At 36.7% G+C, this 16,210-nt stretch carries 12 protein-coding genes and 1 riboswitch; of the genes, 2 read left to right on the top strand and 10 right to left on the bottom strand.

Features of this window, described 5'->3' with window-relative positions; genetic code table 11:
* Positions 1 to 3 precede the first annotated feature (3 nt).
* From BK585_RS08535 to BK585_RS08495, 9 genes are all read right to left on the bottom strand, one after another.
* Positions 4 to 2,292 (bottom strand): DUF5702 domain-containing protein, encoded by a 2,289-nt coding sequence (locus tag BK585_RS08535; RefSeq protein ID WP_078553038.1) that lies wholly within the window; start codon positions 2,290 to 2,292, stop codon positions 4 to 6.
* Positions 2,293 to 2,328: 36 nt separating this feature from the next.
* A complete protein-coding gene (locus BK585_RS08530; protein ID WP_078553037.1) occupies positions 2,329 to 2,952 on the bottom strand; it encodes a hypothetical protein in 624 nt (207 codons plus the stop codon).
* A 33-nt stretch (positions 2,953 to 2,985) separates the two neighbouring features.
* Positions 2,986 to 3,171 carry a Flp1 family type IVb pilin gene (locus BK585_RS08525; protein ID WP_170885513.1) on the bottom strand — a complete coding sequence of 62 codons (186 nt, stop codon included), beginning with the start codon at positions 3,169 to 3,171 and terminating at the stop codon, positions 2,986 to 2,988.
* 31 nt (positions 3,172 to 3,202) lie between these two features.
* Complete coding sequence (locus BK585_RS08520; protein WP_078553035.1) at positions 3,203 to 4,069, bottom strand: type II secretion system F family protein; 867 nt, start codon at positions 4,067 to 4,069, stop codon at positions 3,203 to 3,205.
* A gap of 5 nt (positions 4,070 to 4,074) precedes the next feature.
* On the bottom strand, positions 4,075 to 4,797 hold the full coding sequence (locus tag BK585_RS08515; protein ID WP_078553034.1) for a type II secretion system F family protein: 723 nt from the start codon (positions 4,795 to 4,797) through the stop codon (positions 4,075 to 4,077).
* A gap of 166 nt (positions 4,798 to 4,963) precedes the next feature.
* Positions 4,964 to 6,214 (bottom strand): TadA family conjugal transfer-associated ATPase, encoded by a 1,251-nt coding sequence (locus tag BK585_RS08510; RefSeq protein ID WP_078553033.1) that lies wholly within the window; start codon positions 6,212 to 6,214, stop codon positions 4,964 to 4,966.
* On the bottom strand, positions 6,204 to 7,322 hold the full coding sequence (locus tag BK585_RS08505) for an AAA family ATPase (RefSeq protein WP_078553032.1): 1,119 nt from the start codon (positions 7,320 to 7,322) through the stop codon (positions 6,204 to 6,206). The genes BK585_RS08510 and BK585_RS08505 overlap by 11 nt, the downstream gene beginning before the upstream one ends.
* 844 nt (positions 7,323 to 8,166) lie before the next feature.
* Positions 8,167 to 9,627 carry a methyl-accepting chemotaxis protein gene (locus BK585_RS24975; RefSeq protein ID WP_078553031.1) on the bottom strand — a complete coding sequence of 487 codons (1,461 nt, stop codon included), beginning with the start codon at positions 9,625 to 9,627 and terminating at the stop codon, positions 8,167 to 8,169.
* Between the two features lie 201 nt (positions 9,628 to 9,828).
* A complete protein-coding gene (locus BK585_RS08495) occupies positions 9,829 to 11,196 on the bottom strand; it encodes an aspartate kinase (RefSeq protein ID WP_078553030.1) in 1,368 nt (455 codons plus the stop codon).
* A gap of 400 nt (positions 11,197 to 11,596) precedes the next feature.
* Positions 11,597 to 11,706: riboswitch (TPP riboswitch) on the top strand.
* 139 nt (positions 11,707 to 11,845) lie between these two features.
* On the opposite strand from BK585_RS08495, the gene thiC reads away from it, so the two are divergent.
* Together thiC and BK585_RS08485 are read left to right on the top strand one after the other, a co-directional pair.
* Positions 11,846 to 13,618, top strand: coding sequence for a phosphomethylpyrimidine synthase ThiC (gene thiC, locus BK585_RS08490; RefSeq protein WP_078553029.1), 1,773 nt, complete (start codon positions 11,846 to 11,848; stop codon positions 13,616 to 13,618).
* A gap of 376 nt (positions 13,619 to 13,994) precedes the next feature.
* Positions 13,995 to 14,984, top strand: coding sequence for a sodium-dependent bicarbonate transport family permease (locus tag BK585_RS08485; protein WP_078553028.1), 990 nt, complete (start codon positions 13,995 to 13,997; stop codon positions 14,982 to 14,984).
* Positions 14,985 to 15,145: 161 nt separating this feature from the next.
* On the opposite strand, the gene BK585_RS08480 is transcribed toward BK585_RS08485, so the two are convergent.
* Complete coding sequence (locus tag BK585_RS08480) at positions 15,146 to 16,156, bottom strand: STAS domain-containing protein (protein WP_078553027.1); 1,011 nt, start codon at positions 16,154 to 16,156, stop codon at positions 15,146 to 15,148.
* Positions 16,157 to 16,210: the final 54 nt, after the last annotated feature.

Here is a 16,210-nt window from a genome sequence, read left to right as displayed (position 1 = left end):
TATTTAGTATGAAAAGTTTGCTTCTTTTTGATATTCATAACGATTCCCGTTTACATTACCGTTTAGAACTCCTACTATGTTTAAGGTATTAGCAATTTCAGGTATAAATAACAATCTTGTTGAAGTAGTCACACTACCATTTACATATGACATTCTTGTTGTTAAATCTACTCCTGATTTATACTGTATAACACTCATAACACGCATTAAGCGTTTGTCACCACTTGGATTCATAAACAAAAACAGCCGTAAATAGTCTCGATAAACTACTCTTATAAAAACAGGATTTGTTAGGGTCTCATTAATTAGAGGTACTGGATCACTAGAAGCTAAATCTTTAACATCTTTTATTGACGTTTTTAGGGCATAAGCTAAAGCAGCTACAAAAACTAATACAGGATGCCCAGCACCTCTCACTTCTGTTCTTGTAAACGCATCTATAAACCTAAGTGCAAAGCGAATGGCAAAAAGCTGTGTTAGTGCAGCACCGTAGTTTGCTCCTGATTCTTCAATTCCGTATAGAATGTACTCTACTTCACGGTTTTCAAATTTATAATCGTTCGGATTTGTTATGTTATTTGGTACTGCACTGTTAAAGTTCATCAGAATGTATTCATTCATGTACAGCTCATTGCGCGAGGTAATTAATAAATCTCCTAAGTTTCTAAACAACGTATCAATGAGTCGCATAGCATCTTTAGCACTTGAACTGGCATCGCCACTTAAATCTAATTTATCTAAATGGCCTTCTAAATTATTTTCCTCTATAAATGCATTGTATTGAGAAAAAAGAGTACTCAGTTCATTGTAAATTGCCATATCACCTGATATTTGGTTGTAAAGGTCTGCAAGTTCTTCTTCTAGCATCGATTCCGCATTTTCTTTTTCATCCTCTGCATTTTCAGCATCTTCCTCATTGTAGTACTCAAGGTCTGGGTCAAAATGTTTTCGTTGTGTGTCTGCGGTACCTTCTTCGATCGCCAACGCTAAATTAATTGCATCTAACGCGTTGCTTACATTGTTTTCAAGTGTACTTTTTGCTGATTGTAATGAGTTTTTAGTTTGGTTATCAAAATTGTTATAAATCATACTTAGATATAAAGGAATCGGTTCAAGTTGCGATATCGCTTGATTGATGGCTTGCTTATAATCACCGAAATAATCATAGCCATCTTTTGCAGGATCATAGACATATTCTTCTATTTTACCTGCATTTTCTTTTATCGAGTCCATTGCACCTTGCAAATCATTCCCATTTGCACCACTAGGAGGAGGGTCAGACTTTGAGATCGCTTGCCCATAGTTTTGTTCTGCAGCATTTTGATTTTGATTTATCGTCGTTTTCATTTGCTGATTTAGCTGTTCTGCTTGTTCAACGAGAGCCTTTGCTTCATTTAACTCGCCTAACGCTTGTTCAGCACTCAACACCATATACAAAATAATCATTTCTGCATTTTTTTTAAAATCTACTAAACTTTGTTCGAGCTCTTCTATCGTCTCTTCTATTTCTTCTTTTTCATCTTCTAATTCTTGCTTTTCATCATCATCCTCTGGTTCTTCTTGTTGATTTAGGATGGCAAGTTGTTTTTGTAAATCTTGTATTTCTTTCGGTACGTCTTGCTTGTATTTGTTATAATGATTGACAATGTCATCAAAGTCCCATACGTCCGGGAATGAACTTTGGCCGGGCATATCTAACGTTCTTTCCAACCCGTCCTTCACTTTTTGTTTTGCTATCAGTAGTTTACTTTTGGCAGTGTCTAGTTTTTCTTCTCTGCTTTCAAAATCATCTTTTATCGCTTCGACAGATTCAATAAAGACTGACGTTTCTTTCATTGCACTTGAAACAAAGGTGAATTTCTCCATTATTTCTTTGACGATTTCTACCGGTGCTTTGTATTTCATTTCTTCTAAAATCTGGTGCTGAATGATTTCTGGATGGGCAAGTGCACGTGAGAAATCGACATCAACACTTTCCACTTTAGGATCAATGAAATTAAATCCACTGTCCTCTGGTGGTTCAAGATTCATTTTAAGTACATTCTCAAAGTCTGAAACACTACTTTCGTCTACTCCAAATAAACCAAATTCTCTTAAATCATTATCATAAGAAGCTAACGCCGACCGAACTGCACTTTGGATTGCATATTCTGTTTGTTTATCAGCTGCTAGGATTCTAGCGTAATCAATTAACACAGCATTAAATAAAAAAACAGCTGCAACGATAAGGATGAAAAAAATGGAGACCGATCCTTTTATGTCTGTTCTGATTTTATGAATAATTTTCTTCAACTTAAACACCTCCCTCTAAAAAGAAGAGCTACCATACTAATTTGTAATGTAGTTACTAACTTGTTCTCCGTAATAAAAGATAAAGTCGGTTGTCCTAATTAGTTCCACTGGGTCTTTTACTGACGCAGAGGCAGTGACAGTAACGTTACTGTCGGCAATTAACTGGACAAAGGATGGCAAGTTTAATTCTCTTGATATTGTAACAGTCACTTTTCGGTTTAATCCCATACTACTAGGACCTTGCACTGTGACTGTCCCACCGGGAACTAATTGTTCTCCCTTACTTTTACCACTACCAACTTTTTGGTTAACTAGACCATTGCCGATAGCTCCATTGGTGGCTCTTTCAACAAAAGCACCACCTATGGCATTGCTTCGCCAGTATAAGCCATCTCCACCGGGCATTGTCGTATATAATTCAGGATCAAAATATCCATCTTCAAAGTCTTTTTTACTGTTATCCCATGTAAATGCAATTCGTTCTGCAATGATATGGGCTCTATGATAAAGAACGACTTTATCGTAGATATACACGCTAAATAAAATCAGTGCGATTGTAATAATAAAGATGATAGGAAAAACGAGGGAAGCTTCTAGCGTGAAACTCCCCCTATTATCATTAGTCAGCTTTCTTACAGTTTTCTTTAGTTGAAAGCTCATTAGTTCAGTTTCCCTTCTTTCTAGTTTCCTACATTACATATTTGTACCAGGTGGCGTAGGGTTAATATCAGAGATAATCTTTTCAACCCACTCGATAATCTTACGACCGAATAATAAAGCCACCGCAACTAATACTGCAACGATGAGAAGCATTTCAAGTGTTCCTAATCCTTCTTCATCGTTCCACAAGTTCGTGAAAAATGATTTTACGAGGTTCATAGTCATTCTCCTTTCAATTGATAGTGGTTGATTAACCTAATATTTTTAATGCAGGAAATGCTATGATAAGCAATACTGCAATAAAAATTAATACCATTGGGAAGACAAGCTTTGATGAGGCTTCTTCCCCTCTTGTTTTGGAAATGGCTTTTCGTTTTTCCCATAAATCTCGGGATAGTTCTCGTAACGAAAGTGCCAATTGATTCCCTCCACGGCGATAGTTTAAGAGGATTGTCGTTGTTAACACAGAAACTTCCTGCGTCCCACATCTCTTACTAAATTCCTCCATCACCTCGTGAAAGGACTCTGCATTTTCCAGTTTCGTGACCGCTTCATTTAATTCAACATAAAGCGGGTTTTGGTCTTCTTTTTTGGATGTGGTGCATTGAATGATTGCTTTTTGCACCGTCTCCCCTGCATTGACAAGTAAAGCTACTTTACTTGCAAACTCAGGTAATTCAAATATGATATCTTTTTTACGTTTATCTGTTTTTTCATCAAGCTTTTTAATTAAGACAAATGGAATAAAACAAGCGATAATTACACCGAAAATCAATAAGCGCTGGTCCCCCTCACCCATAATTCCAAATAGGGGACCGCCTAAGAGGCAAAGGAACACAACAGATACAATCTGTGCGATAAACATTTGTGTATATTCAGCAACTCGTTTCCCTCCATACAACATTCCAATGCGTTGTTGGATATGAACGATTTTTCCTGATAACCTTTCCATTAGCTTCAGTTTGTCGATTAAACACAATGAAGCAGGAGCAAGAAACAACAACTGAAAATCAGCTTTGTTTTCTTCTATAAAAATCTTGTATTTTTGCCCTGCTAGTATAAATAACAGCACAAGCACGCCACCTACGACTCCTGTAAAAATCATGATAGGAAGCATCTACATCACACCTTTATATCCATTATTCGTTTGCTTACCCAATACGAGAACACGATCATTGCTAAGCAAACGGTCATGACAATCGGCCCGGCATCTGACCAGCTGTATAATGGAGCCATATATTCCCCTGATGTATATGCCAGCAACGCAACCATAATTAAGGGCGCCACAGATAATGCATTTGATTCAAACTTTTTTTGTGAGACCATGACAGCAATTTCTTGTTGGATTTCAATTTTCTCACTAATGATGTTTGCCGTTCTTCGAATGACTTCAACCAAGTCTCCGCCTGTCCGTTTACACGTTACAAACACTTCGGTGAAATTAGTGATGTCTTCAATTCCTGCTCGTTGGCTAAAGTCTTTAATCGCTGACTCTATCGATTCTCTGTTTTCCACACGACGATTAATCATCTCAAATTCCTTAATGATGAATGTATCAGGATCCGGATAAAGAAGTTCTAAATCCTTTGACACTTCTAGGAATGCATTCTCAATCGACCGCCCTGCTACTAACGAAGAGGATAAGGAAAACAACGCTTGTTGGAATTGCTGACTTAGCATATGTTTGCGTTTTTTTATTAAATCTCTCTTTTTAAATTTAGGATAAAGCAACCCTAGACTCGCAAAAATAAGACAAGCTATAATGCTTTTGTAAAAGATAAAGGCAATTGCAAAAAAGAATAAAGCAGCAATAAGAGCATAAAAAATAAATTCATGAGGCTTCATGTTGTATGTATTGTAGTCAATAACAACCTCTTCTCCAGTCTTCCTTTTCTCCGTTGGTGTTTCTTCCTCAGTTGGTTCGTTGTTTCTTTTGCCAATTCGGTCTAAAATTAAAAATAGTAAGATAATCAGTACAACTGCACCTAAACCAATAATTAAAATTTCGATGTTAATTCACCTCACTCAATAATGGAGTATATTCCACACCAGCCATTTTCAATTTACTTTGATAATGAAGCTCATTTCCTGTTGGTTGCAAGGAGCCTATGATTTTCCCATCTGCTGTTTCGCCTTCTTCTACAAATTCATATAGTGGATTGAGCTGAATGTCCCCATTTTCAACCCCGATGATTTCGCTTATCGTCACTACTTTTCTAGAATGGTCACGGAGTCTTGCTAAATGAACCATGATATCGATGGCGGAACTAATTTGTTTACGTATAACCTCTATCGGAAGTTGCGCTCCACTTAACACCATTGTTTCAAGACGACTCAGCATATCATTTGTGGAATTGGCATGACCTGTTGACAGTGAGCCATCGTGTCCAGTATTCATCGCTTGAAGCATATCGAGTGCTTCCGCGCCACGGACCTCACCGACAACAATTCGATTAGGTCTCATCCGCAGTGAGGATTTGATGAGATCTCGAATTGTAATTTCACCTTTTCCTTCCGTGTTCGCGTTACGAGTTTCTAAGCTTACGAGATTAGGTACCGAAGTGATTTGAAGTTCGGCGGAATCTTCTATCGTTATAATTCGCTCACCCTTTGGGATGAAATTCGATAACACATTTAAAAACGTCGTCTTTCCCGATCCTGTACCTCCACCAATGAAAATGTTGTACTTAGCAACAACAAGCTTTTCTAAGAAAAGAGCCACATCTTCTTGAAGCGCACCTTTATCGATTAAATCCTTCATCGTTAACGGTTGTTCTGGGAATTTACGTATCGTCATTGTCGGACCTTTTAACGATATAGGTGGCAATACGACGTTGACACGAGAACCATCCTTTAATCTAGCATCTACGATAGGTGTTGACGCATTGACGGTTCGGTTAACCTTACCAACAATCATTTGAATGATATCCTCTAGCTTTTCCGAACTTTCAAACTGAGTATCAACTTGGCTAACTTCGCCGTCTCGTTCAATAAATATTTCATCGTAATTGTTAATCATGATTTCCGTTACCGTTTTATCATCAATTAACGGTTGTAGCACATCTAATCCTCGAAAGGCATTATAAATTCGGAGGACAAGCCACTTCATTTTGCTTGAGGTTAGTGGGTTATGCTTTGAATAATCAAAGACAACTTCCTCAATGTGCTCCTTTAATTGCGCATCCTCCATCGTTCGATTTGAGTTAATTGTTTCTCGAATTTCTGTGATGAGCTCTTGAATTACCTGCTCGTCAATTTGCATATTCAACACCTCTTGATTTTTCAATAAGTGTTTGTATCATTTTTTGAATGTATTCAGCAAAAATCGGTGTGGACAACAGTTGGTTTACATCTTTGATTTCTTTCCACTCTGGGACGTATGGTAAATACGCCTCAATGTCCAAGTCAAAATCAGCAAACTCATCAGGGATGCTCCCCATATAGCGATTTAACACAATACTTACCTTTTCTCTAAAATCACCGTCTTGTAAGATAGAATGGAGTTCTTCAAGTAATGACCCTGTTTTATAAAAGCTTTGCACATCATAATTGACTAACCATAAGACATGATAAGATTTAGCTAATGTCGCTAATACACACGGGCTAATCCCCATATCAAGGTCTACGATAATGTAATCATAGTTTCCAGAATCATAGAGCGTTTGTAAGAGAAGCTCTGTTTGTTCTCTCGTCAAATCTAACATCTCTTCAGCACTTGGCAACATTCGAAAAACATCGACTCCTAAATCGTCGTCATATTTTTTTAATGCTTCAATTTTCATCGGCAACTGCTCGGTACTCGTTTTTAGATAATATAAAATAGGAGCAGATACATTATCTTCCTCACCAGCAAAAAACAAAGCGGTTGAATTTATTAATTCTAAATTTAAATAAAAGACACGATACTCCTGGTCCGCTAGTGCTTTAGCGACATGTAATGCGGATGTCGTTTTACCCGTACCACCTGACGCTGAGTATACAGAAATAATTTCTGTATTTTCCTCTCCCGTGAGTATTTTTTTAGGGGCTTTTCCATGACGCTCATAATAAATAGAAAGAACCTTTGAAAACAGTTGGGCAAGCGGTTGGTATTTAAAGATAATTGGAAAATCACGTTCATCTGCGTACATGCTTTCTTCAAGACCGATGACAACATCAACGGTAGCATCGAACGATTCAGGCAGCATTTGTGTCGAACCTAGTAAAATATGAACACGGGCTCCTGTTTGTAAAAATTGGTCTAAAGATGACTGCTGTGTAAATAATTTCACCTCAAATTTAGAAGCAAATTCCGAGTTTCGTAAATAATGAGCAACCGACTCAATATAATCTGAATCTTTGTCCATAATAAGTAGACTTATTTTTTTCATAATGGAACACTCCCTTCATCGTGCTAGATGATTTCAGCTAGTTTTAATACTCCACCAAGGATTAAAACTAATGAAAATACAAGTAAAATAATTGTAATTCTTACTTTTTGCGATTTCATAAAAAACCTCCTTGTAATTGGGTCTTTAGAACCAACAATATATTTTCCCTATTTTTGGAAAGGGTATGATAAACAAACTGGACTGAAAGAAAGGGGGGTGTTCGCGAGAGTTATGGAAAACAAAAACGATAACTTCGCTCCGATCTATAATCAATTTTTTTACATTTAAAAACATAGAAAAAAGACCCGTTAAACCTTTATAAAGAACAAGCCAGAAGCAATTATCATATATCACAATATTCGATTAATTCATTTCATACCATTACAATTTTTTCACTCATTTATAACAGAAAGTTAATTATAGTGAATAAGCTAAACAAACTACTACTTTTAACACCTTAAAATTCTACCATCAGCTTCCAGTTATTACAATATTACTTAAGACACGGTTTCGACTTACATTTTATCCAAAAAAAATAAAACTTTACTCCTATACGGTAATTGGAAATTGTCATTCTTAATGAGGAACATACTATGACGAAAATAGAAGATTATTAGGAGAGTTTTTTACACTGTGCGACACCATTCAAGTTCTATTACATAACCATTTTTTTATATACATACCACTCATTTATGAGCATTCGGACACTTTTATTCTTTGATTTTTTCCTCTTGTAGAAAATATTAAACTGTAACAATCAGTAAAACCGCAAAGCCATCTTTGAAAAAAAAAGACTGTGACAAAAGGTCTTAAACAACCTTTTATCACAGCCTATTAGCTGATGTTATGAATTTGCATTTGTTAAGTTTGCTAATTCCGTGTTTGTTTCTTTAATTGTCTCATTTAAGTTTTTGTTGCTGACCGACTGGTTTTGTACAGTAGCAGAAACTTGTTCTAGTGATGCTGTTGATTGTTGAAGAACTGCCGCAAAATCATTCACTGACGATTCGATTACATTTGTATTTGAACCGATTTGTGTCGCAATGTCAGTAAAGTTTTTAAATTCCGTTAATAGTGCATCAATTGCTTCATCAATATTTGTAAAAGCATTCTTTGTTTTCTTTGTGGAATCGATATTTAACTTCATTTCAGAAGAAATGGTTTCCATTTGTTGTTGTGTTTGTTGATTACTTGATTCGATATCCGTTAGGTTGTTTGAAATCTCTAAAGCTGTCTTTTCTGTTGTTTCTGCTAATTTACGAATTTCTGAAGCGACAACAGAAAAACCTTTCCCGCTTTCTCCAGCTCTTGCTGCCTCAATGGAAGCATTTAATGCTAATAAGTTGGTTTGTGCTGTAATTTCTTGAATCGAATGTAGTGAATGAAGAGATTGACTGATTCTCGAACTTAAGTTTTTCATTTCAACAGCCATATTATCAATGAGCTGTTGGAACGAGACAACGCGATGGTCTAACTGACTTACCTGTTCTGAACCATCTCGTGAGTTACCCTCTACATTTTCACTGTGCATACGCAATTGCTCTACTTGCACTAACATATCTTTAGCTAGATTATTTGTTTGCTCAATCGCACCTAAAATCGAATTCACGGATTCGGTTTGAGTTTCCGTTCCTGCAGTAACTTCTTGTACGGCAGTATTAATTTCAGTCATTGAGATCAAGTTTTGTTGTGACTCTTTTTCAATATTTCCTAATTTATCAGAAATAACTTTCCCACTTTGCTGAAGATGATTTCGTCGCTTCTGCTCTGCATCCAATGTCTCTGCCATTTGACCGTGAAGCTGTTCGATTTTTTGATTCGTTTTATTTGCAATTTTAATCATTAGAGAAATAGGGATTGCGACTAAGACATAAATAACGATATAACCAATCATCGCTTCATCAAAGCCATGTAATACGGCAAATGTAGCCATAGAAATTGTCGTTATTGTAACTCCTACAAGATACACTTTTTTCTCTAAATAAAAAGCAGATAAAACAAGTAAAAAGAAAAATAAATTTGCTGAACCAATATCAATATTTGAAAAAATGCTTGGAAACGTTAAAGCTATATTTGAGATAACTGCTATATAGGGAATCGCAGTTGTATATCTTTTGGTAAAATGTAAAAACCCGATGACTGATAAGATACTTAAACCACCAGCAATCATAAACACACTCATCATTAAATCAAGATTAAAGCCAAAAACTGACCCTATTGAAATTGCAACCATAATAACTAGCAATATAAACATCACGCTGTTTTTATCTCTTAAACTCTGTTGTTGTACGTTAGTATTCTCCACTATACTTCCCTCCGACTTTACTATTAAAAGTTTCCTATTAAAACATTCTACTATAGGACTTAAGTTCTAACAATACTTTTTTCGACAAAATAAGCCAAATTCAAAAGGTATTTGTTCCCAGTGAATTTGGCTTAAATGATTTGAAACTAGTAATTTCCCAGTTTCCTATTTATTTACAAAGTAAACGTATAAAATCTTATCTTATTCAAGTCCAGTTTTTGACCCAAAGAATTCAGCATACAATGAACGGACTGCCTCATCTGCATCTTGTTGGTGGATACCGAATACTAAACTTACCTCAGAAGACCCTTGGTTAATCATCTCTATGTTAACTCCTGCTTTAGATAAAGCAGACGTTGCACGTGAAGCAATTCCTACTGTGTTATGCATACCTTCACCAACAATCATAATCATTGCAAAGTTTCGCTCAACGTAGACATCATCGACTTCAAGCTCTTTCTTAATTCTAGTAATGATTCGAAGTTCTTTTTCTCCATCTAATTGGTCTTCATGAAGAATAACCGATGTATCATCAATTCCTGAAGGGATATGCTCGTAAGAAATTCCTTCATCCTCAATAATTTGAAGTAATTTGCGACCGAAACCAATTTCACGATTCATTAAGTACTTACGAACAAAAATGGTACAAAAGCCTGAATCTGATGCAATCCCGATAACTGGATTAACGAAGCAATCTCTTTCAGCGATAATCATCGTGCCTGGTGCTTGTGGGTTGTTTGTGTTCTTCACACATACCGGAATTGATTTACGGAATGCTGGAATTAACGCTTCATCATGAAACACTGAGAATCCAGCATAAGACAACTCACGCATTTCACGATAGGTCATTTTCTTAATCTCCGCAGGTTGTTCAACAACATTTGGGTTTGCTGCAAACACAGAATCCACGTCTGTAAAGTTTTCATATAACTCAGCATCTACCCCAGCAGCTAAAATTGATCCTGTAATATCTGAACCCCCACGAGGGAATGTAACTAGTGTCCCTTCAGGAGAATATCCGAAAAATCCTGGAAAAACCAAAACACCATCTCGTTCACGCAGACGATTTAAATGGTCGTAACTTTCTGGTAACACTTGTGCATTTCCTGGCTCATCACTTACGAAAAGCCCAGCTTCTTGAGGATTAACATATTCCGCATTCATACCTTTGCTTTGGAAATAAGCTGCAATTAATTTTGCGTTATTATCTTCCCCACTTGCTTTGATTTGGTCCATAAACTTTCCTGTATGACTACGGTCAAAGGCGACTCTGTCCTGAAGGTCTTTTGCAATCGTATCAACGATTTCCTGACCTAACTCTAGCCCTTGCGCAATACTTTCATAACGAGCAATTACAGCTTGTAATTCTTTTTCTGCAGCCCCTTTTTCAATCATCGTTTCACCCAACTTGATTAAAAGGTCGGTAACTTTTGTATCATCACTTGTACGTTTCCCTGGAGCAGAAACGACAACGATTTTTCGCTCTGAGTCTGCTTCTATAATACTAGCAACCTTTCTAATTTGTTCTGCACTCGCAACTGATGATCCACCAAACTTAGCAACTTTCATGTGTGTTCTCCAACTCCTATTTAATTTTTCTGACCGGTAATGAACATTTATAAATTTATCATAGGCAATTATTTCTTGCAAAGCTCCTATAACGGGATGTGCTCGCTCTATGCTTCATTTATCGTACTGAGGATAATTAGCAACCAATAGTCTTTTAATTGTATTCGATCCATCACGTAATCTTCGATATGGTCGTTTTTTGTTACATACCCGAATCCGTAATCGTAAAAACTAATAATCTTCATTCCTTTCTTGATTATATAAATTTTTTTACAAAATGACTATTGTTTTTGTTGCTACTTTAGGAATTATTTTTCAGTATCTTTATCTTTTTAAATGAAAATCTATTTATCTATTGCCAACAATTCCCTCATATGATATTGTGTTTCCTGTACAAAACAATTTGTAAACGGGAGCTTGAGCAACGAGCTGAGAGGATAACTGATACTGTTATCGACCGGTGAACCTGATCTAGGTAATGCTAGCGGAGGGATTAACTTTATTCCACAATATATCTGTCTAATTGGACAGATTTTGACCGCAGCTAGCGGTCTTTTTCTGTCTTTATGATGCTTTTTTCACGGGCAGATACTCCATTTGGATTCCCTCCTCCTTTATCAGTTCAATAAAATAATAGGAGGAATGTATAATGTCAGTTCAACAAAACACCCCATTAATTCAATCATTTCCAAACAGCAAAAAGGTTTATGTGACAGGCTCACGAGACGATTTAAAAGTTCCATTCCGCGAAATCGAGTTATCACCTACGATTACTCCACAAGGCGAAGAAATTCAAAATGAACCATTTCGTGTGTATGACACGAGTGGGCTTTATACGGATTCAAACTATGAAGTTGACGTGCGTAAAGGTCTGCCTGAACTTCGTAAACAATGGATTCTTGAACGAAATGACGTTGAAGTGTATGAAGGTCGTGAAGTAAAACCAGTGGATAACGGCTTCATGTCAGAGGAAAGAGTTACAGAAGTTGAAGTATTTGATACGAGTAAACGCCAAATCCTTCGTGCGAAAAAAGGTCAGAATGTCACTCAGCTTCATTATGCGAGAAAAGGTATGATCACTCCTGAGATGGAATTTATCGCGATTCGCGAAGGTCTCGACCCAGAATTTGTTCGAAAAGAAGTGGCAGAAGGACGTGCGATTATTCCTTCTAATATCAATCACCCTGAAAGTGAACCGATGATTATCGGTCGTAACTTCCACGTGAAAATCAATGCAAACATTGGAAACAGTGCGGTAACCTCTTCTATTGAAGAAGAAGTTGAAAAAATGACATGGGCGGTTCGTTGGGGAGCCGATAACATCATGGACTTATCTACTGGGAAGCACATACATACAACAAGAGAATGGATCGTGCGTAACTCTCCTGTTCCAATTGGGACGGTACCGATTTATCAAGCGTTAGAAAAAGTAAATGGAGTCGCTGAAGATTTAACGTGGGAAGTATATCGTGATACATTAATTGAGCAAGCGGAGCAAGGAGTCGATTATTTCACAATTCATGCCGGTGTATTGCTTCGTTATATCCCAATGACCGCTAATCGTGTTACAGGTATTGTATCTCGTGGGGGCTCGATTATGGCGGCTTGGTGTCTCGCTCATCATCAAGAAAGCTTCTTATATACTCATTTTGAAGAGATTTGTGAAATTATGAAAACATACGATATTGCATTTTCTTTAGGAGACGGGTTACGACCAGGCTCTATTGCTGATGCCAATGATGAGGCTCAATTTGCTGAACTTGAAACGTTAGGCGAATTAACGAAGATTGCTTGGAAGCATGATGTTCAAGTCATGATTGAGGGCCCTGGTCATGTACCGATGCACAAAATTAAAGAAAATATGGATAAACAACTTGAAATCTGTGACGAAGCACCGTTTTATACATTAGGACCACTAACAACAGACATTGCACCTGGCTATGACCATATTACATCTGCCATAGGTGCAGCGATGATTGGTTGGTTTGGAACGGCAATGCTTTGTTATGTGACTCCAAAAGAGCATCTAGGACTTCCGAATAAAGAGGATGTTCGTGAAGGGGTTGTCACTTATAAATTAGCGGCCCATGCTGCAGATTTAGCAAAAGGACATCCAAGTGCACAACGTCGAGATGATGCCTTATCAAAAGCTCGTTTTGAATTCCGTTGGAGAGATCAATTTAACCTTTCTCTAGATCCTGAAAAAGCTCTTAGCTTCCATGATGAAACTCTTCCGGCAGAAGGAGCAAAAACAGCTCACTTCTGTTCAATGTGTGGACCGAAGTTTTGTAGTATGAAAATTACACAAGATATTCGTGAACAAGCGAGAGAAAAAGGGATTGATGCCAACACATTTGTTGAAAAAGAAATGGATGAAAAAGCCAAAGAATTTAGAGATAAAGGAAGTAAAATTTATCAATAAAACAAGAGATTATCTGAAAGTCATTTTCACAAATTTAAAGATGCCTTTACATTCAACATTTGAATGTAAGGCGTCTTTTTTTGGATAGTTACTACTACTCCAAAGCTAATGAGGTAATCACAGTAGCTTCATAATTCTTTTTAGTTTGTATTTGGAACGCTAAAACTTTTTTGAAGAAACGACGCTTTCTTCTGTACAGGGGACTTTTTCAGTGGCCTCGTTTTTTTTTTCCTTTTGTCTCTTTATTTTAGTTTTATACATATATAGTGAGATAACCTGACAGTCTAAATAGTATCTTTTTATTGCTTGTCCTACAACTGATATATTATGATTAATAGATAATGTCTTACTACTATACATAAAGATAGGTGATTTTATGGCACAAATGTTAGAAATAGCTTATATGAACTTACTGTCTCCGATGATTTTATTCTTTTTATTGGGTATTATTGCGGTTATCGTAAACTCCGACTTAAAAGTTCCAAGTGCTTTTTATTCTGGCTATACGATGATAATCCTCTTTACCATTGGAATAAAGGGCGGTGTACAGCTTCGAAGTGTTTCAATCATTGAAATGATACCAACTATAATTGCAGCAATTTTATTAAGTCTGATTATGCTGGCAATTGCTTTCTTCTTTGTGAATAAGATATTCAAATTTTCGTTAACTGATTCCTTAGCGATATCAGCCCATTATGGTTCAGTAAGTGCCGTTACTTTTATAGCTGGGCTTGCCTTTCTTGATAAGATGGCAATTCCATATGAAGGATACATGTCGGCTGTTCTTGTCATTATGGAAGGTCCTGCAATTATTGCGGCTATTATTTTTTATAAGTTATATACGCAAAAACAAAACAATACTGTAGATAATCCAAATACCAACTTAGGGCATGTTTTTAAAGAAGCTTTCTTCGGAAAGAGTATCTTCTTATTATTAGGGGGGATTATCATCGGGCTTGTAGCTCATGTAGATGGTCTTGCCTTGATTACACCGTTGTTTGGAGATTTATTCTACGGTCTATTATGTATTTTCCTACTTCATATGGGAATGGTCGCCACTCAAAGTCTAATTGATATCAAAAATTTAAAATTAGTATCTTTCCTCTTTGCGTTTATTCTTCCTATTATCGGTGGTACCATTGGTATTTTTACCGGGTTGCTTATTGGCCTTTCAATGGGCGGTAGCGTTATTCTAGCTATATTAACAGCGAGCGCATCCTACATCGCTGCACCTGCAGCGGTATCTCAAGCAATGCCAGAAGCCAATTCTGGTGTTTACTTAGGTTCCGCTCTTGGTTTAACATTACCGTTTAACTTGATTTTCGGTATCCCCTATTACTACTGGCTAGCCACCGTTGTTTTCTAAAAAAAGGACTGAGCGAAGCCGCTACCTCATTTAAAGTCAAAGAAAAGTGGGGTTCTTTTATTTGACGCGTAGCGAGCGCAGCCAGTGCCCTTCATGGAATAACTTTCATAAAAAAACCGTCTTACCAAGAGTGTGACCTCACTCACGGTAAAACGGTTTTTTCATTTACCAATAATTTGTTTCCCTTCTTGTGCTAGGGAGAAGTGAATCGCGTGCTTTAGTGTGGAAAAACATTCAATACCAGTCAGATCATACTGTGATTTGGTTAACTTAATTCCTAACTTAGGTGAAATCCCAACAAGCACACTTTTTGTTCCCAATAATGCTGTCGCATCAGTTAAATTTTGAATCAACGAAACTGTATAATCATCTATATCTTCATCCATACCTGTTAAATCCAAGATTAAATAATTAGCTGAATACTTAGGTAGGTTTTGCATTGTACTATTAATCATATCATTTGCTCGTACTTCATCATATTTTCCAAGTAGTGGAATCACTACTATGTTATCAAGAACTGGAATAATTGGCGATGAAATCTCTTTTACAAGATTCGTAAGGTTTTCCGTTCTTTTAGCTACCATTACTTCTAATCTCTCAATTTCCTTTTGCTCTTGCAATCTAGCATAGTCATGAATATTTTCAATTGGTGACTGTGTTGTAGGTGAACAGTGAAACTCATCATATTCATCTCCAACTACTTGACTTTTAACAACTTGCGCACCGATATTGGTACCAAATAAGCCGGTTAATATTCCAGCCCAGTGTCCAGGTAAAAATGAACCGGTTTGTGTTTTTTCCTGTAGCCTATTAATCTTATATTCCCAACTGTCTTTTATTCGAATTGTAGCTTGTTTTGTTTCTTCCTCAATGGATACAATCTCTACCTTTCCCCAGCCCGCTGCGGAATACACATTCGGTAGATAATGAATGATATCTATAATATCTCCTTTTTTAAAAAAATCACTAACAATTTCACCTAAGCGAAAGCCTGCAGTATGTAAAACAACACTTGCGGCATCATCACCAGAAACTTCTTCAATCGTATCTAAAAAAGATTTCATTGCTGTTTCGATCCAAAATACAAAGATATCTTGACCTTCAAAGCTCATTTGACCTTTTTCACTATCCCATGAAAACACCGTGTTTTCTATTTCAATGCTTTTTTTCATCGTAACCCTCCCTTTCTAAGATGAATGCCATACATATTGTACCATCTCTAGTAT

Source organism: Bacillus alkalicellulosilyticus (genome assembly GCF_002019795.1).
GTDB lineage: Bacteria > Bacillota > Bacilli > Bacillales > Bacillaceae_F > Bacillus_AO > Bacillus_AO alkalicellulosilyticum.
The sequence above is the reverse complement of the archived record's forward strand: the minus strand, read 5'-3'. Positions and strand labels throughout refer to the sequence as shown.